This window comes from Mycobacterium sp. SP-6446 (assembly GCF_001954045.1).
Lineage (GTDB): Bacteria > Actinomycetota > Actinomycetes > Mycobacteriales > Mycobacteriaceae > Mycobacterium.
In genome coordinates this window covers 1-25,224 of sequence record NZ_MBEM01000091.1, presented here as the reverse complement: position 1 = coordinate 25,224, position 25,224 = coordinate 1, and the positions used below count along the sequence as shown (strand labels likewise).

Below are 25,224 nucleotides of genomic sequence, written 5' to 3'. Positions count from 1 at the left end.
GGAGTAGTCTTTGTTAGGCCCGATGCCGAGCCATACAATGACGAGCATCACCGAAAACGTAGCCTCCGGCCCCGTCCCGGGCTCAGCCGGTGAGTTCAGCGCGGTTCACGTCGACCTGCACAACGCAGATCATGCCGGTCCGGCCCTCGCCCATGACGCGGATCCCGGCGCCATGCACGCCCCGGCTGCCGTCAGGTACGAGCAATTCCGCACCGGCGATCCCGTTGCGGCGACTCGATTCTTCGCCGACGCCTACAAACCCGGTTGGCTGATTACGGGCCTCGCTCGGGGTTCGACCGTCGCCCATCGGCGGTGCGAAGCGGCTGAACTGACTTTCGACGAGGTGATGATTAAGGGTCGGATGGCGTGCAAGATTCCACTCGCCGACTCCGTTCTCGTGATCCAGCCCCGCGCGGGATCTTTGTCGGTGACGGGTGGTCCACTGCCGATCGCGGACTCTCCGCTGCTGATAGCCCACGGCATGTCCTGCGTGGTGCACGTGAACGGCGCCCGCTTCGACGTTGTCACCGTCGGCGCCGACGCGCTGCGCAAGGTCGCCGCCGACCGCCTTGCTCCGGTACCGCAGCACATTCGCTTCCTCAGCTCGCGCCCACGCTCGGGCGCCGCCGTGCGCGCGTGGCATCGAGCGCTGGATTACGTGATAGCCACCCTTGCTTCGTCGGATACCGTGCACCAACCGTTGATCGCCGGGGGGGCGGCGCCCCTACTGGCCACGGCGCTGCTCGAATGCTACCCGTCGAACGTCACCCTGCAGCAGGATCTGCTGAGTGACCCCGCGGTGCCGGAAACGCTGAAAGACGCGGTGAAATTCATCCATCGCCACGCCGCCGGTGACGTCGGCGTCGGCGATGTGGCGGCCGCCGTCCATCTGACGCCCCGAGCGGTGCAATACCTCTTCCGGCAGCGGCTCGACACCACCCCGACGGAGTATCTGCGTCGCGTTCGGCTGCATCGCGCGCACCAGGACTTGATGAACGGCGACCGTTCTGGGACCACCGTTACCGAGGTTGCGCAGCGATGGGGTTTTGCCCACACGGGCCGGTTCGCGGTGCTCTATCGGCAGACCTATGGCCAGAGCCCACATACGACACTCAACAATGAGCTGACTGCAAGCCGAAAAACGAAGCGGATCAGCGGACCCGAGCCAGGAAACGAAGGCTCCTAGGCTGCTCGGGCAGGCCGAACAAACCCGGAATAGCCTGTGCGGCAGGGTGTTCGCACCCGGCCGTCGAATTGCGCGGCCTGGTTCGGCATCGCTCGGTGCGGCTGCGGGCGTACGCTTTACCTCAGGTTGAGTCCACAGCCCCCGTTCACCCGGGGCTATCGTCACCACCCTAGATGGGCGCAATCACATGGCTGCCTTTGTCTTCTCCGCACCGGATCTCCACAGACCAGAGCTGATCGACTGTGCCGGGGCACAACTGTGTGTTCAAGAGCGGGGCCCGGCGACGGTCGTACGCGTCGGCGGCGAAATCGACGCGTCGAACGCGGACTTGGTATCCCGGGCGATCCGCCGCATTGAGCGGCCGGACGTTCCTCTGATCCTTGATTTGCGTCTCCTCGAGTTTCTCGATGTAGCCGGCCTTCGCGCGCTGATCATCCTCAATCACGAAAACCAAGAAGCCAGGTTGCGGTGCGACATGGTCGGCGGTCCGACGCTGCGTCGGCTCACCCGAGTCGTGGCCGACCACGGCTTGCCTCTCGTCGATTCGGTTCCCGAAGCCCTGCAGCTCGTCGAAGAATCGCAGCACACTTGAACGAAAAACCCTCGTAAGCAAAGCTTTACGCCAGACCCCCTCGCCAGCACGGGTCGAATGGCGTCTAGCATGTGGTCATGGTCGAGATTCATTTGGAGCGGACGATCGCCGCGCCGGTGGACCAGGTCTTCGACTGGTTGGCCGACCCGGCCAACCTGGCGGCCGCTCCGCTGGTCCTCAAGGCCGGTTACGCGAAGGACTCCGCGGCGCCCGGCGCGGGTGCGGTGCGCGAGGTGGTCGGGCTTGGCACGTGGTTTCGCGAAGAAATCACGGCCTACGATCGGCCGCACAGCTACTCCTACCTCATCGTCCGGTCCTTCCCGCCGTTCGACCACGAGGGCGGGACCCTGACGTTCACGCCTTCGGGCGCGTCTTCGGGCACGTCTTCGGGTGGCGGCACTGACGTCGACTGGCTGACCAACTACACCCATCCGGCGGTGGCCGGCGGCAAGGTGCTCGAGGCGATCAGCCTTCGGCTGCTGCGTTCCAGCTTCCTTGCGATCCTCAACGCCTGCGCGAGGGCCCTGGAGCGTTAGCCCGCGAATTCTGCTGTGGCACTCGCCGACTCGGCCATTAGTGATGCGGGTTGACCGAGTCGGCTAACTCCCCTCCGATGACGAAGGTGACGACGATCAGCGCCACGGCGATCGTCGGCCATACCCACATGACCCGGCCGCGGTTGGCCGCGACGGCGACGCCCGCGATCGCGACTATCGCGCCGATCGCGATACCACCCCACGTCACGGGGTAGACCCAATCGAGCGCCGCGGTGTTGCAGTTGTCTCCACACGCGTCGGTCGCCATTGCGAAAAAGAACGAGATAAGTAGGGAAAGCGACGCCGTCGTTGCCGCGACCGTCAACATGATCACAGTCGCCACGACGTCGGCCGTAGAACGCCCCTTCGGAGCCGTCACGTTTCCACCTTTACCCGACCCTTACCCGACGCATCAATTGGCCGGCGGCGTAGCGGCCGCTGAGCACGGCGCCGGTCACGGTCGCCGGATTGTCGACGCCGACGGCCTCGCCCGCAAGATAGAGCCGGTCGTCGATCGGCTGCTGCAGCTGCCGCCGGTCGTCGAGGCCGGAGCCGGGTGCGTGGAATGAATAGGCGCCGCGGGCGTAGGGATCGGTGGTCCACGTCGACGTCGCGACCTCGACGGGCGCGATGTCGTCGCCGAACAGCTGCCGCGCAATGGGCAGCGCGCCGGCCATGAGATCCCTCGGGGAGGACGACTCCACCGCGCGGCCGCGGTCACCGGCGTTGAACGCCAACACAATCGGACCCGAGGTGCCCGGCAAGGTGAACCATTGCGACCACGCGCCGGGCTCGTGTCCGAGGTACAGGTAGAAGGCGTTCTCCGCGTCCCAGGTGCGCCGGCTGAAGCGGAAGTAGCTCTTGGACAGCACGCCGAAGCCGAGCGCGTCAATCGCGTGGGCGTGTCCGTCCGGAAGGGGCGGATCGAAGGCGATGGCACCGGATTTCAGCACACCGAGCGGAACCGTCACGATCGCGGCGGGTCCCTCGAAGGAGCGGTCTTTCGTGCGCACCACGACGGACCTGTCTCGTCGCGCGATCGCGGTTACCGGGCTATTCAGCACGATCTGCAGCCCCTCGGCCAGGAGCCGCGGCAGGGCGTCGTAGCCGGTTGTGATCACGTCCTGGTCGCCGCCGCAGTAATCGCCCTTGTCAAATGCCTTGGCGGACAGCTGATCCGCGCCGGCCGCGTACTCGTCCTCGATCTCGGTGGCGACGAAAAATGCCAACTGGGCGCGGTCGGACTCGGAAAGTTCGGCGTCGGTGGCAGCGGCGTGGACCGCGGCGCCGAGACTGCCGCCGTCGACGTCGTCGCGGGCCTGGTCGACGAACGTGCGCCAGCGCCGTGGGTGGTAGTCCAGCGACGGCAGCCGCGGGTCGACCGCGAGCTTCGTCCACCCGTGATAGTCGGTCGGAACATGCCGTGCTTGCGCCCGCCGTGCCAGGTCCGTCAGCGGGTTGTTCGTCGTGCCGTGGATCCAGGACGCGCCCATCTCGAGCGGAGCGCCCCAATCGCGGTTGGTGTACACCCTGCCGCCGATGCGATCGCGGGCTTCGATCAGGCGCACCGGCCACCCCGCGTCGGCGAGGCTGCGTGCGGCGGATAAACCCGCCATCCCCGCGCCGACGATGAGGACCGATCTGGTGTCCGGTGGCGATGGGGGATCCGACGCGCAGGCGGCCACCAGCGTCCCCCCGACCACGCTCGTCGTGGCCGCGAAAAACTCCCGACGCGACATCGGGGACACGTTGGTCAGCGTCTCACACCCGGCCGGAATAAGCTGGATGATTGTTGGACGGGCGTCCGAAATTTCCGGGATGCATTTGGCCGATTCCGGCCAGTCCGTCGTTGATTCCACGTAAACTCGGTCACATCCAGGGTGCGGCAACGGGGCCGTGTTCGAGGGGGGAGCAGCGATGAGTGCTCGACAAGCGACAAGCACGATTCACCGGCTGCCTGATGCACTGCCCCCGAGCCGCACTCTGACGGTCCGCGGGGCCGACGGCACCCCGCTGCACACGGAGGTCTTCGGGCCGGCCGACGGCTATCCGATTGTTCTGACGCACGGGATCACCTGCGCGATCCGCGCGTGGACATATCAGATCGCCGACCTCGCCTCCGACTACCGGGTGATTGCCTTCGACCATCGCGGCCACGGCCGCAGCGGTGTCCCCAAGGGTAAGGGGCGCGGCGGCTATAGCCTCGAACACCTTGCGTCCGACCTGAATTCGGTGCTGGAGGCGACGTTGGCGCCGCACGAGCGTGCGGTGCTGGCGGGGCACTCGATGGGTGGCATCACCATCGCCGCCTGGTCGGCGCACTACCGCGACAGGGTTCGCCAGCGTGCCGACGCGGTCGCGCTGATCAACACCACCACCGGGGACCTGGTGCGCGAAGTGAAGCTGATGTCGGTCCCCAGGGAACTGCGTGGATTTTCGGAGGCCCGCGTCATGGCCGCGCGCGGATTGATCGGCGCGTTCGGCGGGTTTCCGGTGCCCACCGCGGCCCGGTTCGCGAGTCGCTACCTGGTTGCGATGCTGGCGGTCGGCAGGGACGCCGACCCGAGCGCTGCGCGGCTCATCTACGAGCTGTTCGCTCGGACATCACCGGCGGGGCGCGGCGGCTGCGCGAAGATGCTCGTGGATGCCCTGGGTTCGCGCTACCTCGAGTTGGACGGTTTGACGGTGCCGACGTTGGTCATCGGCAGCGAACGCGATCGTCTGACGCCGATCGGTCAGTCCCGCAGGATCGCGCGCACCGCGCCCAACGTCGTCGGACTTGTCGAGCTGCCGGGCGGACACTGCTCGATGCTGGAACACCCTCACGAGGTGAACGGACAGCTGCGAACACTGGCCGAATCCGTGACCCACAGGCTGCCGGCCCGCGAGGTACAGCTCAGCTCATAACAGGAGGGCGGCGATCTCCGCGGCCGCCCGCTGGCCCGACCGGACGGCGCCGTCGAGATACCCCGTCCACTCGTCCGCGGTCTCGGTGCCGGCCCAGTGAATGGGACCGACGGGCTCGCGCAACCACGGACCGTATCGCGTCCACGACCCGGGTGGCACGGCCGCAGTGGGGCCGCCGGGTGCGAAATCCTCTGCGCCCCAACGGTGATCGACATAGTCGAGCGGTTTGAGCGCCTCTTCCCCGAACAGGCTGGCGAAGCAGCGCAACGCATCTCGGCGGCGTTGGTCGGTGGGTAGCGAGTCGAATGCGCGGGCGTCGACGAACCCCATCAAGATGCCGGGCCCGTCGGCGTGCGGGCTGACGTCGAAAGTGATGAACACCGGGCCCTTGTCGGACAGCGCCTGGCCCGAGAAGCCGTCGTCCCGCCAGAACGGCGTGGAGTAGGCCGCGTAAGCCTTGCTGAGCCGGCCCTGCGGCCAATTCTTGGCCAGCTCGGTGTACTCGGGCGGCAGCGGGGGAGCGAATTCGATAGATGCGCGATGGGCCGGGGGGATGGCGACGATGACGAACCCGGCCTCGGTCTGGCCGCGATCGGAGGACACCGTCACGCCCGCACCGTGTCTTTCGATCCGGCGCACCGGCGCGTTGAGCATTACCCGGTCGCCCAGTTCGGCGGCCGCCGCCTCGGCGATCTGCTGGGTGCCGCCCGGGAAACGATCCTGCTGCGCACCGTTTTCGACGTCGAGCAGCCGGTCCAGGCCGCCGGCGGCGTGCGTGTAGCGGGCGGCGTGCAACATCGATACGTCGTCAGGTTCGCACCCCCACGTCACCCGCGCCATGATGGCGAGCAGGTCGCGGGACGAGGCGGTGGCGCGCATCGCGCGCAGCCACTCGCCGAGCGAGAGGTCGTCGAGCTCGCGGGCGCGGCGCGCGTCCCACGGTGCTGCCAGCGGGATGCTGCGCGCAATTCTGTCGAATTGCCAACGCAGCCTGCCGATGTCGATCAGCCCGGTCAGTGAGAGCTTGGGGATGGTGCCGCGGTACGAACGCGCCCAGCCGCGCCAGTGGATCACGTTCTTGCCAGCGTGGTGTGTCGGCGCGGTCGCGACGTCGAGCTCGGCCGCCAGCGCCAGTACCGCGTCCTGGGTCGGGCCGACGAACGTGCCGCCCAGATCGGCGGGCAATCCCGCGACGCTGCCGGTGAACGAACGGCCGCCGACCCGGTCGCGGCCCTCGAAGACCAGCACATCATGACCCTGCCGCGCCAGCTCTCGCGCCGCGGTCAACCCGGCAAAGCCAGCCCCTACCACGACGACGTCGACAATCCGGGGAGGGTCGGTCACGGACTCTAGTCAACCGCATTTTGACGCGTTCGTAGCATAATTCTGGATTGCCCGGTCTTTCCGGGTCGTCGTCCGGGGTGACGACAACGGTTGAGCAGGTGCATTAAAAGCCGTGAAATGACTTGACGTTGGCTTTTGACATGGTCGCGGACATGGTTGCTGAGTGGGAGTTATCCGAACCGGTGCGTACGGACGCCGGGATGTTCGCGATCTGGCAACCGGAGCGCTTCGGCGCCATCACGGACTTCGAAAGCTGGGAGGACGAGGTATCCGAGGATGCGGCGCTGCTGCGGCACATCGACGCGGGCGCGTTCGTGCCGATCTACATCGGGGGCGACGGGGCGTTCCAGTTCGCGGTGCGGGGTGGTCAGACCCGGCCCGGGTTGACCGACCGCGAGCAGCGATATCGCCTGGTCTCCTCCGAGCCGTACTTGTTCGTCAGCCGGGGCTCTGCGCGCTTGGGCGGGCTGGAGGCTGTCGGGTGGGACGACGGTGACTTCGTGGCGCTCCCGCTGCCCCCCGGCCGCTACGCGGTTCACGTGCACCTGATCGAGTGGAATGCGGAGCCGGGCGCGGCCGGTCCCGACGGGAAACCCACCGCCAACGCGCTGCCGGACTTCGTCATCGAAATCTCGAACCCGGTCGGCGCCGAACGCTTCCGGACCAGTTTGCAAACTTTCGAGCGGCCCAGCTAGGCGGGCTTAGCCGAAAGACTTAGCCGAAAGACCTAGCCGAAAGACCTAGCCGAAACGCCTAGGGCGCCACCGTTAACCAGTCCTTGAAGCCCGACGGGTCGTGGCGGCCCAGCGCGCCGTGCTCGTAGAGGCCCCAGCCTTCGACCGGTTCGCCGTCGCCGTCGCGGCACAGCGCACGCCCGACATGGTCGATCACGCCAAAGCCGGAGCGCCCGATGATCGCCGGGTCGGTCATGTCGTACGTCAGGCGTTCGACGAACTTTTCGCCTTTCCACATGCCGTGCAGCCAGTCCGAATCGCCGCCGTATCCGCCGCCCACGTGGATGGGCACCGGCAGCTTGGACTCCACGTCGAAGTGGACAGGGGTGCCGTCGGGGGCGGTCGCGTCGATGGTGGCGCCGGTCGGGATGCGGGTACCGGAGCGGTAGTGAATCTTGACCCGCGGCCAGCCCAGCTGTTCGACCCTGCCGTCGCGCCACACCCGGGTGCAGTCGTTGAGCGAACGGAACCCGTCGGGCTCCTCCTGGATGATCAGCACGATCGCGAACTCGTCGAAGGCCATCGGCACGTAGAGCCACCACATGCCCTCGAATGGCGGGTCGGCGGGCCGGCCTGCCGGCTCGGGTTCGCCAATCGGCCGGATGCCCCAGGACCGATCGCGGCTGCCGAGCCAGGTCGCGGAGTCGACGGCGATCTCCTGCCCGTCGATGGCGACGCGGCCGCTCCAGGAGCCGAGCTGGGCGAAGCGCTGCGCGTCCAGGGTCACCCGGTTGCCGGACCGCATCAGGTGCGGCTGTTCCTGGACGACGTCGAACAGGCCTTCCCAGGTGAGATCGGCTGCGATTCCTTCGGTTTCGTCGAGGACCAGCCGGAGTTTGTGCAGCGGCTCGATCACCTCGATCCGGTAGCCGTTGACGTTCTGGTTGAGCCGGTCCTGGTCAATGGCGTCGGACAGGTGCACCGCGGTCTGCGTGTCGCCACGCCTGACGAGAAAGAACGCGTCCTTGACCCCGAGGTTGGGGTAGTAGCCGATGCCGCTGATCACGAAGATGTCCCCGGTGCGGTCGTGGGCGTTGAAGTAGGAACGGTCGTAGAAGTTGCGGTCCGAGGAACCCGGCCATGCGATCGGTTGTGGAATTTGATGTACCGGGAACTCGTCAAGCGGGCCAAGCATTACTGATCCTCTCCCTTTAAACCTTCACCGATTAGACCCTCGCCGATTAAACGGCGCATCAATCCGGCGTGATAGAACAGCGATTCGACGTCGTCGGGTTTTTCGGTTTCGCCGAAGTGCACGCGTCGCGCGCCGGTGCGCATGAAAACGACGGCCCACATCACCCCCGAGTAGACGTAGAACCAATGCAGGTCGCCCACGTCGACGCCGGTGAGTCGCTGATAGGTGGCACGGACGTCGTCCTCACGCATCACCTCGGGCAGGCCCGGCAGCGTCGCCAGACCGGCGAGCTCTTGAAACACCATGTGCGCGAATATCATCCAGGCAACGTCGAGCTCCCGTGGCCCCAGCGCGACCATTTCCCAGTCCAGCACCGCGACCGGGGCAAAGTCGCGGTACAGCACGTTGCCCACCCGCGCGTCGCCCCACAGCAGCACGGGCTCTCGCGCGTCCACCTCGTGCGGCCAGTTGTCCTCGAGCCACTCGAAAGTCCGCTCCAGCAGCGGCGATCGGCCGATGTCGGGCACCGCGAAGTCGTACCAGGACCGCACCCAATTGAAGTGCCCGCGCAGGGCGGTATCGCCACCTTGAGAGAGAAACTCAAATGTCTTCTGGGCGTTTGGGATTGCGTGCAACTTGGCCAGCACGCCCACCGTGGCGTCCTGCAGTTCGCGCTGGCGCTCGGCGGGCGCATCGGCGAACCAATTGCCGCCGAAGGTGTAGGGCATGACGTCCGGTGGGACCTCGCCGTCGACGTAGTCCATGAGGAAGAAGGGTGTGCCCAGAACCTCTCCGGTGGGCTCGAGCCAGCGCACCCGGGGGACCGGGACATCGGTGAGTTCGCCGACCTTGCGAATGACTTCGAATTGGTGGTCCAGGCGATAGGTCGGAAAGACCTGGACGTCCTCGGCGCTGGGCGCCACCCGCGCCACGAGTTTTTGCTCGATCGGCTGCCCGTCCTGTTGCCAGCGGGCAGAGAGAATGATGGTTTCCGACGACATGCCCGTGGCGTCAACGCCGCTTTCGACCGTCACCTCGGGTTTCGCCCCGTCGGGCAGCACGGTCGACAGCCACTGCGCCATCACCGCGGGCAGCGTGGTGACGTCGCGGCTGGATCGCTGAAGTCGGTCGACTTTGTCCAGCACGGGTTCATTCGACACGGGTGCTTCCATTCTTCGAGACTTCTGCTGATACTCGCAATTACGATACGGTAGGTAGCGTTATGAAAGCAGACCCGTCCTACCTTGACAAGGCCCCGGGCGCCGGCCGGCCCCGGGACCCGCGCATCGACTCGGCGATCCTGTCGGCGACCGCGGAACTGCTTGTGGAGATCGGCTATTCGAACCTCAGCCTGGCCGCGGTGGCCGAGCGCGCAGGCACCACGAAATCGGCGCTGTATCGCCGGTGGTCGAGCAAGGCAGAGCTGGTGCACGAGGCGGCTTTTCCGACGGCACCGACCGCGCTGGAGTCCCCGGCCGGTGACATCGCCGCCGACGTCCGGATGATGATCGCGGCGACCCGCGATGTGTTCACCACGCCGGTGGTGCGGGCCGCGTTGCCCGGGTTGGTGGCCGACATGACGGCCGATCCCGATCTCAACGCGAGGGTGATGTCGCGATTCACCGACCTGTTCATCGCGGTCCGGGTGCGCCTTCGCGAGGCCGTCGACCGCGGCGAGGCGCACTCCGAGGTGGATCCGGATCGGTTGATCGAGCTGATTGGGGGAGCGACGATGCTGCGGATGCTGTTACGCCCGGACGAAAAACTGGACGATGCGTGGGTGGATCAAACGACCGCGATCGTCGTGCACGGGGTAACGGGATGACGGGCCGGCTTGCGGGCCGGGCCGCGATCGTCACCGGCGGCAGCCGCGGCCTGGGCCGGGCGATCGCGCTGGCGCTCGCGGCCGACGGCGCGGCGGTGGCCGTCGCCGGGCGCACCGAGCAGGTGTGGGACGACCGGTTGCCGGGAACCATCGGTGAGACCGTCGCCGAGGTCGAGGCGGCCGGCGGACACGCGGTGGCCGTGCGTGCCGATCTGACCGACCGCGACGACATCGCCCGGTTGGTGGATGCGGCACGAGAAGCACTGGGCCCCATCACAATTCTGGTCAACAACGCCGCCTTCACCGCGCCCGGCCGTCCGCCCGGGGGACGAGGGCGCCCCAAGCCGCCGGCCCAGTCCGCAAAGCCCGCATCTGCCGGCGCAAAGCCCGACTGGCCGGGTTTCGTCAGCACACCCCTGCACGCGTTTCGGCGGCACTTCGAGATCGCAGTCTTTGCCGCCTACGAGCTGATGCAGTTGGTGTGCCCGGACATGATCGACGCGGGTGGCGGCTCGATCGTCAACATCACGTCGGTCGCGTCCCGGATGCCCGGCGACGGCCCCTACGCCGACCGCAGCGGCGGAGTCCTGCCGGGTTACGGCGGGTCCAAGGCGGCGCTCGAGCACCTCACCCAGTGCGCGGCGTTCGATCTTGCCGACCACAACATCGCGGTCAACGCGTTAGCGCCGTCGAAGCCGATACTTACGCCGGGCCTGGCGTACTACGCTCGCGAGTTTGTTGATACCGCCCCGGCGGATGAATTCGCCCGGGCCGCAGTGCAGTTGGCGCTGGTGGACCCGCGCGAGGTTACCGGGCGCACGATCGGCCACAGCGAGGTCCTGGACGGCAGCTTCCGTCCGTTCACATTCGGCTAACCGTCGTCCTCCTCGGGCGGGTCGGGATCGCCGCGGAGAAGTTCGTCGGGGTGGTGAGCATGATTGATTTCGGGCGGCCCGCTGCCGTCCGTCCAGCCAAGTCGCCCGTTTTCGGTTACTACGGTGTGCCATTCGCCCCGGCTTGCCTTGCCGTGGTCGCAACCGCAAGCGAAAAACAGCTTGTCCGCATCCGTGCGGCCATCCGCCATCCAGTCGGGTGCGTGGTGAACCTCGCAGCGATAGCCCGGTTCCAGGCAGTTGGGGTGGGTGCAGCCGCGGTCGCGCGCGTAGCAGATCAGCCTCTGGTCGGCGGTGGCGATCCGCTTTTGGCGGCCCAGATACAGCGGCCGGCCGGTGTGCTCGTCGAACACGGCCAGATAGTGAATTGCTTTGGTGGCCAGGCGGATCAGGTCCGGCATGGGCAGCCTGGAACCGCCGCCGGTTCGCGCGGGTGCGGGCATCGGGACCGATGCGTTGGACGCCGCGTGTGCAGCCCGGTCGAGTTCGGCCAGGGTGGTGGTAGCGATCACCGTGACGGGATGGCCACGGTGCTGGCCGAGCCCACCGGATGAGATCGCCGTCGCCATACCCAACTTGAACGCGTCGTGGCAGCGCTGCGCGGGTGTGCGCTCGTCGCGCGCATCGGCATCGTTGGCGGGCTCGTGCGGGCTGTCCGGGCCGTCCGGTTGATGGCGGCCGGGCCGCACCGCCGCGTCGACGGCTTCGAAGTACGCACGGGCCTCGGGGTCGAGCCAGCCCTGCAGCCGGGACATGCCGTCGGGTCCCTGCGCGCCCAGCTGCAGCCCGCGGCGGCGGGCGCGGTCGGCGTCGGTGAAAAGGCCGTCGGGATTGAGGTAGTCGGCGATGCGCTGCCCCAGCTTCGTGATCACGCCGGCATCGAGCTTGTTCGCGTGTTGGACCAACGTGCGTTCGGCATCTGCCGCGTCGCTGGGCGAAACGCGGGCCGGCAGCACGTCGATCGCGCGGCATACCGCGCGGATGTGGTCCTCGCCGACCGCGCCGGCTTCGATCGCGTCTGCCAACTCCGGTAACTCGGGCGCCAGCCGCGGCCCGGTAAGCGAGCGCCGCGGTCGAATCCTCGCCGCCAGTTTGAAGCGGCGAGTGATTTCTTGCGGTGTGATGCGCAGCCGGGCCCAGAGCGCGTCGCGCACCGCGGGCATGAATCCGGTCCCATCCGGCGGGTCGGCGATCTCGCCGAAGAAGCGATACATCAGCCCGCGGTTGACGCGCTCCTGGGTTTCCAGCCGTTCCGCTACGTCGACGCGGAAGTTGTTCCCTACCAGATCCGAGGGGGTCTCGCGCAGCACTAGGTGGGCGGCGTCGATCGCATCGAGGGCGGCGCTGATCCGCTCGCGTGCCTGCTCGTCGCTCATCCGGACACCCATGGGCGCAATTCTATCGAACCTGTGTTCGAATCCACGCACGTTCATGCAGCTAGCTCGCGTTTTGTGGATGAAACGCTGACTGTGGATAACCTGGCGTTACGCGGGCCTGACGTGCAAGCATCGACTTGCAGGTATGAGGAAAGCGTGTGCCAATGCCCGACAAGCCGACGGGGCGCGTTGTTGCGCTGATCGTGCTGCTGATCGTTGTCGCCGCAGCCCTGCGCGGATATCTCCCGGCACGCGAAGGCGCGGCGCACACCGAATCGGGCCCCAACCGGGTGGCGTTCGTTTTCGTCGTTGCGGCTCTGAGCGTGACGCTCGCGCTGGTCGCGTTCGCGGTCATCGCGCGATTGCGGGATCCACGCGCGATTGCGCCCTACAACCGGGACCTGTCCGAAATGCTCGGCACCGGCAGGGGCCGGCCGAACTGGCGCGTGGTGCTGATCGGACTCGCCGTGATCGTGGCATGGTTGCTTATCGCGACGCTGGTGTCCCGAGCGCTTCCGCACGGCGTGGCTCCGCCCCCACAGACCCCGGCACCCAGCGCACCCCCGACGGCGCAAGTCAATCCGCAGCCGCCCCCGCCGCAGCGCCCGCAACACGACAACGGGGACATGTACGGAATCCTCCTGGCCACCACCGTCCCGATGCTGTTGATCGTCGTCGCGGGCTCGGCCATCATGTCCCGGCGGCGGTGGAGGGCGTCCAAACCGGGCACGGTCTCCGATGACCACACCGACGACTACGTGGAGCCGGCGTCGGCACCGAAACCTTCGGAATCGCTTGTGCGAGCGGCCGAACTCGGGCTCGCCGAGATTGGTGACCTCAATCGCGAACCGCGCGAGGCCATCATCGCGTGCTACGCCGCGATGGAAAGCGAGCTCGCGAATGTTCCCGGGGCCGCCCCTCAGGATTTCGACACCCCGACCGAGGTACTGGGCCGAGCCGTCGAACACCATGCGCTGCACGCGGATAACGCGGTGCAGCTGGTGAACCTGTTCGAAGAAGCACGATTCAGTCCGCACGTGATGAACGAGGGACATCGTGACATAGCGGTACAGGTGCTGCGGCTGGTCCTTGCCGAGTTGCGGAGCCCGGTATGAAAAGGCTTATTTCCCTGGGTGTTTGCCTGATCGTCGGCGTTGAGCTGCTGGCGCTGATCGTGCACGATCGCCGCTTCGTGCTGGTGGCCTCCGGTGTCGCCCTGGCGTTGATCCTGCTCAGCGTCCGTCGTGTTCTGGCGCATGGGACGCGATCCACGGCCGAGGCGGATGCCGACGATCTGGGGGATTCGTTGCGCCGGTGGCTTGTCACCACCGAGACAACGATCCGCTGGTCGGAGTCCACCCGATCCGACTGGGACAGGCATCTGCGCCCGATGCTTGCGCGGCGGTATGAAATGGCAACGGGCCAAAGGCAAGCCAAAGATCCGGTGGGTTTTCACTCGACGGGCCAAATGCTGTTCGGTGACGAATTGTGGGAATGGGTGAATCCCAACAATGTCGTGCGCGGCGGTGACCACCGGCCCGGTCCCGGCCGCGCGGCGTTCGAAGAGATTCTCCGGAAACTGGAAGAGGTATGACCCGGATATGACAGCCGATATGACACTGATATGACGACCATGCCGGCCGCGACGACCACCGCGAATTGCGAGGCGGTGCTCGATGAAATCGAACGCGTGGTGGTGGGAAAGCGCGCCGCTCTCACGCTGATCCTCACCGCGGTGCTCGCGCGCGGCCACGTGCTCATCGAAGACCTGCCGGGCCTCGGCAAGACGCTGATCGCCAGGTCCTTTGCCGCGGCGCTGGGGCTGCGATTCACCCGGGTGCAGTTCACGCCGGATCTGCTGCCCGCCGACCTGCTGGGCTCGACGATCTACGACATGCAGTCGGGGCGCTTCGCGTTCCGCGCCGGGCCCATCTTCACCAATCTGTTGCTCGCCGACGAGATCAACCGCACGCCGCCGAAGACCCAGGCGGCCCTGCTGGAGGCGATGGCCGAAGGCCAGGTAAGCATCGACGGCGAAACTCATAAGCTGCCAACGCCATTCATCGTCCTGGCAACCGACAATCCGATCGAGTACGAAGGCACCTATCCGTTACCTGAGGCGCAGCTTGATCGGTTCGCGATCCGGCTGGAACTGCGATACCTCTCCGAGCGTGACGAAACCTCGATGCTGCGCCGACGGCTGGAGCGCGGTTCGGCCGAGCCGATCGTCAGTCAAGTTGTGGACGCGCCCGATCTGCTGGCGATGCGCGAATCGGTCGAGCAGGTGACGGTGCACGAGGACGTCTTGCATTACGTGGTCTCCCTGGCCAACGCCACCCGGCACCACCCGCAGGTCGCCGTCGGCGCCAGCCCCCGCGCGGAACTCGACCTGGTTCAACTCGCGCGCGCCCGTGCGCTGTTGCTCGGCCGGGACTATGTGATCCCCGAGGACGTCAAGGCGCTGGCCACCGCCGCGGTCGCGCACCGCATCACGCTGCGGCCGGAGATGTGGGTGAGGAAGGTGCAGGGCGTCGACATCATCGAAGAACTGCTGCGGCGATTGCCGGTGCCCCGGGCGCGAGGGGGCACCGGATGAGCACGACCGGATAAGCCCGACTGGATTAGAGACTGGATAAGCCGAAGTGACCGAAGGCCGTGAAGTCCAGTTTCGCTGGCGTCCATCGCAATTGACGCGGGCGATCGCGACGTGCGCCTTGGTTGCGCTGGCGGCCGCCGTGATCGGGGCGCATTGGCAGCTGATTGCGTTCGCGGCGCCGTTGCTGGGCGTGCTGTGCTCGATCAGCTGGCAGCGCCCGGTCCCGACGCTCCACGTGCACGGCGAGCCCGACGTGCAGCGATGTTTCGAGAACGAGCAGGCTCGAGTCACCGTTTGGGTAACACAGGGAGGTGACGGTGCGTCTGCGGTCGAGCTCACGGTGGTCGGCGTCGAAGGCATGCAGCTCGAAGTTCTGGACATGGATTCCCGCGACGCGAAAACGGTTACGGCTACCGCGCAACGCTGGGGGCGCTACCCCGTTCGGGCCCGCGTCGACGTGATCGCGCGCGGCGGGCTGCTCGCGGGATCGGCCACCGTCGACGCCGCCGACGTCTTGGTGTTTCCGCTGACGCCACCGCAGTCGACGCCGATCCCGCAGACCGAGTTGCTCGACCGCCTGGGCGCCCACCTCACCCGGCATATCGGACCGGGCGTCGAATACGCCGACATTCGTGCCTACGTGCCGGGCGATCAGCTGAGGGCGGTGAACTGGCCGGTGAGCGCGCGCCGCGGGCAGCTGCATGTGACCGAGCGTTTGACCGACCGCGCCGCCGACGTGGTGGTGCTCATCGACACCTACCGCCAGCCGGCGGGCCCGGCAACCGAAGCCACCGAGCGGACGGTTCGGGGGGCGGCGCAGGTGGTGCAGACGGCGTTGCGACATGGCGATCGCGCGGGAATCGTCGCGCTGGGCGGCAACCGCCCGCGCTGGCTTGGCGCCGACATCGGCCAGCGCCAGTTCTATCGGGTGCTCGATACCGTGCTGGGCGCGGGTGAGCGATTCGAAAACACCACTGGCACACTGGCGCCGCGCGCCGCCGTTCCCGCGGGAGCGATCGTCATCGCATTCTCCACGCTGCTGGACACCGAATTCGCCCTGGCGCTGATCGACCTGCGGAGACGGGGCCATGTCGTGGTCGCCGTCGACATCCTCGATAGCTCCCCGTTTCAAGACGAGCAGGATGCCCTGGTGGATCGGATGTGGGCGCTCCAGCGCTCCGCCATGTATCGCGACATGGCCACCCTCGGCGTCGACATTGTCTCCTGGCGAGGGGATCGCAGCTTGGATCAATCGATGGGTGTACTGCCGGACCGGCGCCGCCGGGTTCGGGGACGGCTGCGGGTGTAGCGGTGACACGCCCAGCCTTAACTATCACCGCCTCAACGGTTTTCGGCCTGCTGATGGTAGGTCTGGTCGCGGTGGGATCCCATGGGCCGGCGGGTGTGGCCGGGGTGTTGGCGCTGGTTGCCGTGGGGGTGGGAATAGTCGTTCGACCCGCGGCCACGGTCGCGGTCCTGCTGGCGGTGGCGGCGATCGTGCTATCCGACCCGCCGCAGCTGCTGACCGCGCTGTCGGGCTTGTGCGCGGCGGCCTATCTGGTGTGCCGCTACGCGGGCGGCACGTCCACCCGTGTCGTGTTGGGCAGCTGGTCGACAATTGTTGCCGCCGCGGGGTTTACCCTCGCCGGGATCGTCGCGACGTCGTTCCCGCTGCAGCTGCCGTGGTTACCGCTGGCGGCGCCGTTGGGGGTACTGGCGATCTACGTGTTGGCCACCCGGCCGTTTCTGGGTATAACTCGAGACTAACCGGCGCCCGCGGCGAAGTGCAGCAGCTGCGCCGCGTGATCGGCCAGATCGAGCAACGGCTGCGGGAAGATCCCCAAGACCACTGTTACCGCCGCACATACCGCGATCGCGGCCTTGCTCAGGATGCCCGGGGTTACCACTCGCGGCGTGTCGTCGGTCGGTTCGGTGAAGAACATTGACACGATCACCCGCACATAGAAGTAGGCGGCGATCCCGCTCGCGATCACACCGATGACCACCAGGGGTATCGCGCCGCCCTGGGCGGCGGCCTTGAACACCGCGAGCTTGCTGACGAATCCACTGGTCAGCGGAATGCCCGCAAAGGCCAACAGAAACATCGAAAGCATCACTCCCACAATGGGTGAGCGCTGTCCGAGCCCGGCCCAGTGCGAGAGGTCGGCATCCTCGACACCGTCCGCGCTGCGGATCAGGCCGACGATGGCGAACGCACCGACGGTGCTGAAGCTGTAGGCGACGAGGTAGAACAACGTGGCGGAGAGACCCGCGTGGTTGTCGGCGATGACGCCGGTGAGGATGAACCCGACGTGCGCGACCGACGAATAGGCGAGCATCCGCTTGACGTCCGTCTGGTTCACCGCGGTGATCGTGCCGACCGCCATGGTCAGGATCGAGATCGCCCACAGCACCGGCCGCCACTGATCGTGCAGCGGGGGCAACGCGACGTAGACCACCCGGAGCAGCGCGCCGAACGCCGCGACCTTGGTCGCCGCGGCCATGAAGCCGGTGATCGGGGTGGGCGCGCCCTGGTAGACGTCGGGAATCCAGGAGTGGAACGGGACCGCGCCGACCTTGAACAGCAACCCGACCGAGAGCAGGGCGACGCCGACCAACGCCATCGAGCTATCGCCATGCGCCGCAAGAGCTTCGCGGATGCCGGGCAGCGTGAGCGTGCCCGTCGCGCCGTAGAGCAGCGCCACGCCGTAGAGGAAGAATGCCGAGGAGAAGGCGCCCAGCAGGAAGTACTTCATCGAGGCTTCCTGGGACAGTAGCCGGCGATGACGGGCCAGCCCGCACATCAGGTACAGCGGCAGCGACAGCACCTCGAGCGCGACGAACATTGTCAGTAGGTCGTTGGAGGCGGGGAAGACCATCATGCCGCCGACGGAGAGCATCAGCAGCGGGAAGAGTTCCGTCTGGGTGGCGCCGGCCCGCTCGGCCTCGCGCTCGGTTTCGCTTCCGGGCACCGCGGACGCCTGCGGGGCAAAGGAATCCAGGCCCCCCGAATTCAAGCCCCCCGCGACGGCCACCTTGCTTTCCGACGCAACGTTTTTCGACGTGACGGCGCTGCGTTCGGCGATGAAGATCACCGCCATCACCGCAACCAGCGCGATGGTGCCCTGCAGGTACAGGGTGGGTCGATCGATGGCCATCGCTCCCAGCACGGCGGCGTGGCCGGATGGCGCGACGGCGCGGCCGACGACGATGACCGCGACGAAGGCCGCGACCAACCCGCCCAGGGCCAGCGTCACCTGGGCGCCGTAGCGAATCCGCCTGGGCAAGAACGCCTCCGCCAGCACACCGGCCACCGCGACGCCGAAAACGATGAACATCGGGCACAGCAGAAAGTACTCGACACTGGGAGTGGGGAGGGTCATCGGTGCGGTCCTTCGGCTGTCCGGGGTCCGGCACCGGGTGGCACCGTCGGTGCGGGATCGTGCTGTCCGATGGTGGTCATGGTGTTCTCGACCGCGGGATTGATGACGTCCAGGACCGGCTTGGGGTAGACGCCGAGAACGATCAGCAGCGCGATCAACGGTGCCACGACGATCATTTCGCGTGGCGCCAGATCGCGGATCCGTTCGTTGTCGCGCGCCACCGGTCCGGTCATCATGCGCTGATAAAGCCAGAGCATGTAGATGGCCGAGAGGACCAGCGCGGTGACCCCGAACGCCGCCGCCAGCCAGTACCGGTTGAAAGTTCCCAGCAGGACCAGGAATTCGCTGATGAACGGGGCCAGCCCGGGCAGCGACAGGGTGGCCATGGCCGACACCAGGAACGTGCCGGCCAGGATCGGGGCCACCTTCTGCACGCCGCCGTAGTCGGCGATGGCCCGGCTGCCGTGCCGCGATATCAGGAAGCCCGCGATCAAGAACACCGCCGCGGTGGACAATCCGTGGTTGAGCATGTACAGCGTCGAGCCGCTCTGGCCCTGGCTGGTCATCACGAAGATGCCCAGGATGATGAAGCCGAAGTGCGAGATCGAAGTGTAGGCGATCAGGCGCATGATGTCGGCCTGACCGATCGCCACAACCGCGCCGTAGACCACTCCGATGACGGCCAGCACGATGATCAGCGGGCGGAAGTACGTTGAGGCGCTGGGGAACAGCTGCAGGCAGTAGCGCAGCATGCCGAAAGTGCCGACTTTGTCCATCACCGCCATCATCAGCACCGCGGTCGCCGGTGTGGCCTCGACCGCGGCGTCGGGAAGCCAGCGGTGGAACGGCCACAGCGGGGCCTTGATCGCGAACGCGAACATGAAGCCCAGGAACAGCGCCTTGATCACCGCCGGGTCCGCGGTGTAACGGCCGGACACGAAGCCGGCCACGATGTCACGGAAGTCGAACGAGCCCGAACCGTGCTGCGCGGTCACCACATACAGCCCGATGACGGCCGCGAGCATGATCAGGCCGCCGAACAGGTTGTACAGCAAGAACTTCACCGCGGCGCGGGACCGTCCGGGGCCCTGACCGAAGCCACCGATCAGGAAGTACATCGGGATGAGCATGGCCTCGAAGAACACGTAGAACAGCAAGACATCCAGCGCGATGACCGAGATCAACACCATCGACTCAATGGCGAGCGTCAGGGCGACATAGGCATGCACGCCGCGGGTGCGCTCGCCGCCATCGTTCCAGCCGGCCACCAGCAGCAGGGGAATGAGCACCGTGGTCAGCAGCACCAGTACCACCGCGATGCCATCCACGCCGAGGCTGTACCCGGCGCCGAAGGCCGGTATCCAGCGGTGGCTTTCAACGAACTGGTAAGGCGCGCCACCCGCCTTGAAACCCATCGCGATGATGACCGACACCGCCAGCGTCGCGACGCTGACGACCAGGCCGGTCCACTTGGCGAGCCGCCGCAATCCGGGAGGCATCAGGATGATCAGCACCGCACCCGCCAGCGGCACCAGCCACAGCACGCTCAGCCACGGCACGTTGGGTAAGAAAGGCCCGCTCACCACAGCCGCACCGCCAGGATCAGCGCCGCCACCAGCACGGCGCCCGTCAGCATCGACAACGCGTAGTTGCGGGCGAAGCCGGTTTGCAGTCCCCGCAGGCGATTTGAGGTCGCGCTGATGAGGGCCGCCAGCGCGTTGACCGAGCCGTCCACGCCCGCGTTGTCGACCTCGACCAGCGCCGAAGTCAGTTGCGCGCCAGGGCGCATGAACACCTCCTCGTTGAAGGCATCGCCATAGAGATCGGCGCGCGCGGCGGCGGTGAGGGCCGAGACCCGGACGGGCGCCACGCGCGGGATGGGTGCCCGGGCGTACATCCGGTAGGCCACCGCGATACCGACGGCGACCACACCCAACGCCAAAGCGGTGCTGACCCAGACCGGGATGGCGTGGGTCACTTCCTCGTGCGCCCCGACCACCGGCTGCAGCCAGTGCTGCAGGGTGCCGCCGATGGCGAACAGCCCGCCCGAGAACACCGACCCGACCGCGAGCAGAATCATTGGCCACGTCATCACGGCCGGCGCCTCGTGCGGATGCGCGCCTGGCGCCCAACGCTTTTCACCGAAGAAGGTCATCAGCATGACCCGCGTCATGTAGAACGCGGTGATGCCGGCGCCAAGCAGCGCGGCCCCGCCCAGCAGGTAACCCTGGGCGCCCCCGGCGCCCAGGGCCGCCTCGATGATCGCGTCCTTGGAGAAGAAGCCCGCGAACGGCGGAACCCCGATGATGGCCAGATATCCCAGCCCGAACGTGGCGAACGTGACCGGCAGCGCGGCGCGCAGGCCGCCGTAGCGGCGCATGTCCTGCTCTTCGTGCATCGCGTGGATCACCGCGCCGGAGCCGAGGAACAACCCGGCCTTGAAGAAACCATGGGTGAGCAAATGCATGATCGCGAAGGCGTATCCGGCCGGGCCCAAGCCGGCGGCCAGGACCATGTACCCGATCTGGCTGATCGTCGATGCGGCCAGCGCGCGTTTGATGTCGTCCTTGGCGCAGCCGATGATCGCGCCGAACAACAGGGTCACCGCGCCGACGATGACGACCGCCAGCTGCGCGTCGGGCGCCAGGTTGTACAGCGGATTGGACCGCACGATGAGGTACACCCCGGCGGTCACCATGGTGGCCGCGTGGATCAGCGCGGACACGGGTGTGGGGCCCTCCATCGCGTCCCCCAGCCAGGCCTGCAGCGGCACCTGCGCGGACTTGGCGCACGCGCCGAGAAGCAGCAGCAGGCCCATCGCCGTCAGCGCGCCTCGGCCGGCCCCCGGTGCGCCGGCGAATACTCCGGCGTACGACAGCGTGCCGAAAGTGCTGAACATCAAGAACATTCCCAAGGCCAGACCGGCATCACCGACCCGGTTCATGACGAACGCCTTCTTGGCCGCCGTGGCCGCCGACGGCTTGTGATACCAGAACCCGATCAACAGGTAGGACGCCAGGCCGACGCCTTCCCATCCGACGTAGAGCAGAACGTAGTTGTCCGCGACCACCAGGAGCAGCATCGATGCCAGGAACAGGTTGAGGTAGCCGAAGAACCGGCGGCGATCCGGGTCCTCGGCCATGTAGCCGACCGAATAGATGTGGATCAGCGACCCGACGCCGGAGATCAGCAGCACGAAACACATGGACAGCTGATCGATCTGCAGCCCGAAGTCAACCTGGAGCTGCCCGACCGGAATCCAGCTGAACACCTTCTGATGGATGACGCGGTCGGCCTCGCTTCGGCCGACCATGTCGGCGAGCAGCGTCAGGCCCACCCCGAACGCCGCGAGCGCGGCGACGCAGCCCAGCAGGTGGCCCCACGCGTCGGTGCGCCTGCCGCCGAACAGCAAGATCGCGGCGCCGGCCAGTGGCAGCGCCACGATCAGCCAGGTGAAGTGTGTCCCCAAAGAATTAATCACGGTGGCGTTCTTAGCCTTTGAGTAGGTTCGCGTCGTCGACCGACGCTGATTTGCGGGCACGGAAAATCGTCATGATGATGGCCAGGCCGATGACGACTTCGCAGGCGGCCACCACCATCGTGAAGAACGCGATCATCTGGCCGTCCAGGTGGCCGTGCATCCGCGCGAAGGTGACGAACGCGAGGTTGACGGCGTTGAGCATCAACTCGACGCACATGAACATCACGATGGCGTTGCGCCGCATCAGCACGCCGGATGCCCCGATGGTGAACAGCAACGCCGAAAGATAAAGGTAGTTGGCCGGATTCATGACTTACCGCCTGCCGCGGGAGAGGGGGCGTCCTCGGCCTCGGCGAGCTCCGTGCCGTCCGCGCCGCGGCGGCGCAGCATGCGCGACACCGACAGTGGCGAGTACGAGCCGTCCGGCAGCATCGCGGCCACGTCGACCGCGTTGTGACGTGCGTACACGCCCGGGTTGGGCATCGGGGTGGGGTGCCCGCCGCCGCGGAAGCGTTCCTGTGACAGCTCCCGTTGCGTCTTGCGTCGCTCGAAACGCTCGCGGTGGGCCAGCACCATCGCCCCGACCGCGGCGGTGATCAGCAACGCGCTGGTCAACTCGAAGGCCCATAGGTATCGCGAAAAGATCAGCGCCGCCAGCCCTTCGACGTTTCCGTTGGCGTTGGCGGTGGTCAGCCCGGTGAATCCGCCGACGGCGACGTTGCCGATGGCGGCGATCAGCAAGACGCCGAACCCGACACCCGTTATCACCGCCGCGACGCGCTGCCCGCGCAGCGTCTCCTTCAGCGATTCCGCGGAGTCGACGCCGATCAGCATCAGCACGAACAGGAACAGCATCATCACCGCGCCGGTGTAGACCACGACTTGAACGACACCCAAGAACAGCGCGTCCTGGACCATGTAGAACACCGCAAGGATGATCATCGTCATCGCTAGGAACATCGCCGAGTACACGGCGTTGACCGACAGCACTACTCCCAGCGCGCCGAGCACCGCCAGCGCACCCAACACCCAGAACGTCACCGCTTCACCCGTGGAGGTGCGGGTGATGGTGTCTTGCGCCAAATTCTGCGCCAGATTTGAAGCCAGGTTAGAAGCCAGATTCGTGGCCAGCACCGCGTTCACCGGCTATCTCCGCCGTTGTCGTTGTGGCCGTTGTGGTTCTGGCGCAAGCCATTCGGGCCCACATTGCCCTGGTAGTAATCCTTGTCGGTAGCACCGTCGGCTCTGGGGTGCGGCGGCGCGGTCATCTCGGGCAGCAGCGGCGCGAGGAGCCGGTCCTTCTCGTAGATCAGGTCGGCGCGGTTGTCGTCGGCCATCTCGTAGTCGTTGGTCATGGTCAGTGCCCGGGTCGGGCAGGCCTCGATGCACAGGCCGCAGCCGATGCAGCGCAGATAGTTGATCTGATACACCCGGCCGTAGCGTTCCCCCGGCGAGAATCGGGCCTCGTCGGTGTTGTCCGCGCCCTCGACGTAGATGGCGTCGGCCGGGCACGCCCAGGCGCACAACTCGCAGCCGATGCACTTCTCCAGCCCGTCCGGATACCGGTTGAGTTGATGACGGCCGTGGTAGCGCGGAGCCACCGGGCCCGGCTTCTCCGGGTACTCCTCGGTGACCCTCTTTTTGAACATCGAGCCAAACGTCACGCCGAAGCCGGCGACGGCATCCAAGAATTTAGCCACGTACTTTCTCCTTGCTCGGCAGCGGCGGCGTCGGGAAAGCCGGTGCGGTGCCGACGCTTTCCGAACTTTCGCGGCGCTGCTTGCGCTGCTGACGGTCCAGCACGCGCGCACTCCGGGCGCTGAATGGCCTTTGCAGCGACAGCACCAACAACGCGGCGACGACAATGCTGCTGACCACCAACACCGGCGTCCAGTGCTGGAAGCCCTGGTTGCTCGCCGACCGGATCACCGCGGCGATCATCACCCACACCAGCGAGACGGGGATGAGCAACTTCCAGCCCAGCCCCATGAACTGGTCGTAGCGCAGCCGGGGCAGCGAGGCCCGCAGCCACATGTAGATGAACATGAAGGTCCACAACTTGGCGACGTACCACAGCACGGGCCACCAACCGGTGTTCGCGCCAGGCCACATGTTGAACGGCCAGGGAGCGTGCCAGCCACCGAGGAACATGACTGTGGCGAGCGACGAAACCGTCATCATGTTGACGTACTCGGCCAGCATGAACATCGCGAACTTCAGCGACGAGTATTCGGTGTGAAATCCGGCGACGAGTTCACCCTCGGCCTCGGGCAAATCGAATGGGGCGCGGTTGGTTTCGCCCACCATGGAGATCAGGTAGATCACGAACGACGGCAGCAGCAGGAAGATGTACCAGACCCGGTCCTGGGCGGCCACGATCTCCGAGGTCGACATCGAGCCGGCGTACAGGAACACTGCCGCGAACGACAGGCCCATCGCGACCTCATACGAGATGACCTGGGCGGTGGACCGTACCCCGCCGAGCAGCGGGTAGGTGGAACCCGACGCCCAGCCGCCCAGCACGATGCCGTACACGCCGATCGCCGAGAGCCCCAGGATGAACAGCACCGCCACGGGCAGGTCGGTGAGCTGCAACGGCGTGCGGTGGCCGAACACCGACACCTCCGGCCCGAACGGGATGAACGCGAAGGCCGTGAACGCGGGGATCACCGAAAAGACCGGCGCCGCAAAGTAGACGAACTTGTCGATGCCGCCGGGGGTGATGCTTTCCTTGAGTGCCAGCTTGATTCCGTCGGCCAGGCTCTGCAGGGTGCCCCACGGCCCCGCCCGGTTGGGGCCGGGCCGCAGCTGCATCCAGCCGAGAATCTTGCGTTCGAGCAGGATCGCGACGAGCACGTTCAACATCAGGAAGACGAAGATGGCCAGCGCCTTGCCGAGCACGAGCCACCATGGGTCGTGCCCGAAGCCGGTCATGCGCCCACTCCGATTTTCACGCCGATTTTCGCGCCGATTTTTACAACGGCGCCCAGGGTTACCCCCAACTGCTGGTGCACGGCCGAGCCCGGAGAGTTCAGCGGCAGCCACACCACCCGGTCGGGCATGTCGGTGACGTTGAGCGGCAGCGTGATTGACCCGCGCGGCGTGCTGACGGGCTGGCGGATGCTGCTGGACAGCGGCCGGCTGCAGGACGGGGAGCCACATCTGGCGGGGACGGCGCGCGCACCCGTCGTGCGGCTTTCGGCCGATACCGCGGCCGAGATCGGCGCCGCTGACGG

General features: G+C 66.8%; 25 protein-coding genes and 2 pseudogenes. 13 read left to right on the top strand and 14 right to left on the bottom strand.

All coding sequences use genetic code 11. The features are described 5' to 3' along the window. Positions 1–37: 37 nt before the first annotated feature. The 3 genes from A5736_RS07360 (at position 38) to A5736_RS07350 (ending at position 2,314) form a co-directional block, all read left to right on the top strand. Positions 38–1,186, top strand: coding sequence for a helix-turn-helix transcriptional regulator (locus A5736_RS07360; RefSeq protein WP_076245378.1), 1,149 nt, complete (start codon positions 38–40; stop codon positions 1,184–1,186). 187 nt (positions 1,187–1,373) lie between these two features. Further along, complete coding sequence (locus tag A5736_RS07355) at positions 1,374–1,778, top strand: STAS domain-containing protein (protein WP_076124066.1); 405 nt, start codon at positions 1,374–1,376, stop codon at positions 1,776–1,778. Between the two features lie 77 nt (positions 1,779–1,855). Then, positions 1,856–2,314 (top strand): SRPBCC family protein, encoded by a 459-nt coding sequence (locus tag A5736_RS07350; RefSeq protein ID WP_076124212.1) that lies wholly within the window; start codon positions 1,856–1,858, stop codon positions 2,312–2,314. A gap of 37 nt (positions 2,315–2,351) precedes the next feature. Here A5736_RS07350 and A5736_RS07345 read toward each other — a convergent pair whose 3' ends face one another. Together A5736_RS07345 and A5736_RS07340 are read right to left on the bottom strand one after the other, a co-directional pair. Then, complete coding sequence (locus A5736_RS07345; protein WP_076245376.1) at positions 2,352–2,693, bottom strand: hypothetical protein; 342 nt, start codon at positions 2,691–2,693, stop codon at positions 2,352–2,354. 10 nt (positions 2,694–2,703) lie between these two features. Continuing rightward, positions 2,704–4,053, bottom strand: a complete 1,350-nt coding sequence (locus tag A5736_RS07340; RefSeq protein ID WP_083667241.1) for an NAD(P)/FAD-dependent oxidoreductase — start codon at positions 4,051–4,053, stop codon at positions 2,704–2,706. A gap of 178 nt (positions 4,054–4,231) precedes the next feature. Here A5736_RS07340 and A5736_RS07335 point away from each other — a divergent pair, with 178 nt between their 5' ends. Then, entirely contained in the window at positions 4,232–5,221 is a 990-nt protein-coding gene (locus tag A5736_RS07335) for an alpha/beta fold hydrolase (protein WP_076245375.1), read from the top strand. On the opposite strand, the gene A5736_RS07330 is transcribed toward A5736_RS07335, so the two are convergent. After that, positions 5,216–6,565, bottom strand: coding sequence for a flavin monoamine oxidase family protein (locus A5736_RS07330; protein ID WP_076245373.1), 1,350 nt, complete (start codon positions 6,563–6,565; stop codon positions 5,216–5,218). The two genes, A5736_RS07335 and A5736_RS07330, sit on opposite strands and share 6 nt — an antisense overlap. Before the next feature lie 122 nt (positions 6,566–6,687). On the opposite strand from A5736_RS07330, the gene A5736_RS07325 reads away from it, so the two are divergent. After that, positions 6,688–7,260, top strand: coding sequence for a hypothetical protein (locus A5736_RS07325; RefSeq protein ID WP_175611220.1), 573 nt, complete (start codon positions 6,688–6,690; stop codon positions 7,258–7,260). Between the two features lie 58 nt (positions 7,261–7,318). Here A5736_RS07325 and A5736_RS07320 read toward each other — a convergent pair whose 3' ends face one another. Beyond that, a complete protein-coding gene (locus A5736_RS07320) occupies positions 7,319–8,434 on the bottom strand; it encodes a hypothetical protein (RefSeq protein ID WP_076245370.1) in 1,116 nt (371 codons plus the stop codon). Continuing rightward, entirely contained in the window at positions 8,434–9,594 is a 1,161-nt protein-coding gene (locus tag A5736_RS07315) for a phosphotransferase family protein (protein WP_076124208.1), read from the bottom strand. Before A5736_RS07315 ends, A5736_RS07320 begins: the two co-directional genes overlap by 1 nt. A gap of 62 nt (positions 9,595–9,656) precedes the next feature. Here A5736_RS07315 and A5736_RS07310 point away from each other — a divergent pair, with 62 nt between their 5' ends. Together A5736_RS07310 and A5736_RS07305 are read left to right on the top strand one after the other, a co-directional pair. Further along, positions 9,657–10,259 carry a TetR/AcrR family transcriptional regulator gene (locus A5736_RS07310; RefSeq protein WP_076116884.1) on the top strand — a complete coding sequence of 201 codons (603 nt, stop codon included), beginning with the start codon at positions 9,657–9,659 and terminating at the stop codon, positions 10,257–10,259. Further along, on the top strand, positions 10,256–11,134 hold the full coding sequence (locus A5736_RS07305; protein ID WP_076245369.1) for an SDR family NAD(P)-dependent oxidoreductase: 879 nt from the start codon (positions 10,256–10,258) through the stop codon (positions 11,132–11,134). The genes A5736_RS07310 and A5736_RS07305 overlap by 4 nt, the downstream gene beginning before the upstream one ends. Here the strand turns inward: A5736_RS07305 and A5736_RS07300 are convergent. Further along, positions 11,131–12,540 (bottom strand): 13E12 repeat family protein, encoded by a 1,410-nt coding sequence (locus tag A5736_RS07300; protein WP_076245367.1) that lies wholly within the window; start codon positions 12,538–12,540, stop codon positions 11,131–11,133. The two genes, A5736_RS07305 and A5736_RS07300, sit on opposite strands and share 4 nt — an antisense overlap. Positions 12,541–12,692: 152 nt before the next feature. Here A5736_RS07300 and A5736_RS07295 point away from each other — a divergent pair, with 152 nt between their 5' ends. The 5 genes from A5736_RS07295 to A5736_RS07275 are packed head-to-tail and all read left to right on the top strand — an operon-like array spanning position 12,693 to position 16,891. Further along, complete coding sequence (locus A5736_RS07295; protein WP_254848310.1) at positions 12,693–13,643, top strand: DUF4129 domain-containing protein; 951 nt, start codon at positions 12,693–12,695, stop codon at positions 13,641–13,643. Next, positions 13,640–14,122 (top strand): hypothetical protein, encoded by a 483-nt coding sequence (locus tag A5736_RS07290; RefSeq protein ID WP_076245364.1) that lies wholly within the window; start codon positions 13,640–13,642, stop codon positions 14,120–14,122. The genes A5736_RS07295 and A5736_RS07290 overlap by 4 nt, the downstream gene beginning before the upstream one ends. A gap of 30 nt (positions 14,123–14,152) precedes the next feature. Next, positions 14,153–15,124: a MoxR family ATPase gene (locus A5736_RS07285; protein ID WP_076245362.1), complete on the top strand. Its 972-nt coding sequence runs from the start codon at positions 14,153–14,155 to the stop codon at positions 15,122–15,124. A gap of 46 nt (positions 15,125–15,170) precedes the next feature. Continuing rightward, entirely contained in the window at positions 15,171–16,433 is a 1,263-nt protein-coding gene (locus tag A5736_RS07280; RefSeq protein ID WP_076245360.1) for a DUF58 domain-containing protein, read from the top strand. Positions 16,434–16,486: 53 nt separating this feature from the next. Next, positions 16,487–16,891 carry a hypothetical protein gene (locus A5736_RS07275; protein WP_076245359.1) on the top strand — a complete coding sequence of 135 codons (405 nt, stop codon included), beginning with the start codon at positions 16,487–16,489 and terminating at the stop codon, positions 16,889–16,891. Here A5736_RS07275 and nuoN read toward each other — a convergent pair. The 8 genes and pseudogenes from nuoN to A5736_RS07235 all read right to left on the bottom strand — a co-directional run. Next, positions 16,888–18,507, bottom strand: a complete 1,620-nt coding sequence (nuoN, locus tag A5736_RS07270) for an NADH-quinone oxidoreductase subunit NuoN (protein ID WP_076245357.1) — start codon at positions 18,505–18,507, stop codon at positions 16,888–16,890. The two genes, A5736_RS07275 and nuoN, sit on opposite strands and share 4 nt — an antisense overlap. Beyond that, on the bottom strand, positions 18,504–20,090 hold the full coding sequence (locus A5736_RS07265; RefSeq protein ID WP_076245399.1) for an NADH-quinone oxidoreductase subunit M: 1,587 nt from the start codon (positions 20,088–20,090) through the stop codon (positions 18,504–18,506). The genes nuoN and A5736_RS07265 overlap by 4 nt, the downstream gene beginning before the upstream one ends. Then, on the bottom strand, positions 20,087–21,988 hold the full coding sequence (gene nuoL, locus A5736_RS07260; RefSeq protein ID WP_076245356.1) for an NADH-quinone oxidoreductase subunit L: 1,902 nt from the start codon (positions 21,986–21,988) through the stop codon (positions 20,087–20,089). The genes A5736_RS07265 and nuoL overlap by 4 nt, the downstream gene beginning before the upstream one ends. A gap of 10 nt (positions 21,989–21,998) precedes the next feature. Further along, positions 21,999–22,298: an NADH-quinone oxidoreductase subunit NuoK gene (gene nuoK, locus A5736_RS07255; protein ID WP_076245354.1), complete on the bottom strand. Its 300-nt coding sequence runs from the start codon at positions 22,296–22,298 to the stop codon at positions 21,999–22,001. After that, positions 22,295–23,083, bottom strand: coding sequence for an NADH-quinone oxidoreductase subunit J (locus tag A5736_RS07250; protein ID WP_139333186.1), 789 nt, complete (start codon positions 23,081–23,083; stop codon positions 22,295–22,297). The genes nuoK and A5736_RS07250 overlap by 4 nt, the downstream gene beginning before the upstream one ends. Before the next feature lie 44 nt (positions 23,084–23,127). Continuing rightward, positions 23,128–23,799, bottom strand: coding sequence for an NADH-quinone oxidoreductase subunit NuoI (gene nuoI / locus A5736_RS07245; protein ID WP_371328367.1), 672 nt, complete (start codon positions 23,797–23,799; stop codon positions 23,128–23,130). Beyond that, positions 23,681–24,922: an NADH-quinone oxidoreductase subunit NuoH gene (gene nuoH / locus A5736_RS07240; RefSeq protein ID WP_076245353.1), complete on the bottom strand. Its 1,242-nt coding sequence runs from the start codon at positions 24,920–24,922 to the stop codon at positions 23,681–23,683. Before nuoH ends, nuoI begins: the two co-directional genes overlap by 119 nt. After that, a pseudogene (locus A5736_RS07235) lies at positions 24,919–25,098 on the bottom strand (hypothetical protein); the annotation flags it as partial. The pseudogene A5736_RS07235 and the gene nuoH, both read right to left, overlap by 4 nt. Here A5736_RS07235 and A5736_RS26710 point away from each other — a divergent pair. Continuing rightward, a pseudogene (locus A5736_RS26710) lies at positions 25,094–25,224 on the top strand (hypothetical protein); the annotation flags it as partial. The pseudogenes A5736_RS07235 and A5736_RS26710 sit on opposite strands and share 5 nt — an antisense overlap.

Coding starts and splice junctions, on each gene's coding strand:
- A5736_RS07360 (WP_076245378.1), top strand. CDS start 38: ATGACGAGCATCACCGAAAACGTAGCCTCCGGCCCCGTCCCGGGCTCA.
- A5736_RS07355 (WP_076124066.1), top strand. CDS start 1,374: ATGGCTGCCTTTGTCTTCTCCGCACCGGATCTCCACAGACCAGAGCTG.
- A5736_RS07350 (WP_076124212.1), top strand. CDS start 1,856: ATGGTCGAGATTCATTTGGAGCGGACGATCGCCGCGCCGGTGGACCAG.
- A5736_RS07340 (WP_083667241.1), bottom strand. CDS start 4,053: ATGTCGCGTCGGGAGTTTTTCGCGGCCACGACGAGCGTGGTCGGGGGG.
- A5736_RS07335 (WP_076245375.1), top strand. CDS start 4,232: ATGAGTGCTCGACAAGCGACAAGCACGATTCACCGGCTGCCTGATGCA.
- A5736_RS07320 (WP_076245370.1), bottom strand. CDS start 8,434: ATGCTTGGCCCGCTTGACGAGTTCCCGGTACATCAAATTCCACAACCG.
- A5736_RS07310 (WP_076116884.1), top strand. CDS start 9,657: ATGAAAGCAGACCCGTCCTACCTTGACAAGGCCCCGGGCGCCGGCCGG.
- A5736_RS07305 (WP_076245369.1), top strand. CDS start 10,256: ATGACGGGCCGGCTTGCGGGCCGGGCCGCGATCGTCACCGGCGGCAGC.
- A5736_RS07300 (WP_076245367.1), bottom strand. CDS start 12,540: ATGGGTGTCCGGATGAGCGACGAGCAGGCACGCGAGCGGATCAGCGCC.
- A5736_RS07295 (WP_254848310.1), top strand. CDS start 12,693: ATGCCCGACAAGCCGACGGGGCGCGTTGTTGCGCTGATCGTGCTGCTG.
- A5736_RS07290 (WP_076245364.1), top strand. CDS start 13,640: ATGAAAAGGCTTATTTCCCTGGGTGTTTGCCTGATCGTCGGCGTTGAG.
- A5736_RS07285 (WP_076245362.1), top strand. CDS start 14,153: ATGACGACCATGCCGGCCGCGACGACCACCGCGAATTGCGAGGCGGTG.
- A5736_RS07275 (WP_076245359.1), top strand. CDS start 16,487: ATGGTAGGTCTGGTCGCGGTGGGATCCCATGGGCCGGCGGGTGTGGCC.
- nuoN (WP_076245357.1), bottom strand. CDS start 18,507: ATGACCCTCCCCACTCCCAGTGTCGAGTACTTTCTGCTGTGCCCGATG.
- nuoK (WP_076245354.1), bottom strand. CDS start 22,298: ATGAATCCGGCCAACTACCTTTATCTTTCGGCGTTGCTGTTCACCATC.
- nuoH (WP_076245353.1), bottom strand. CDS start 24,922: ATGACCGGCTTCGGGCACGACCCATGGTGGCTCGTGCTCGGCAAGGCG.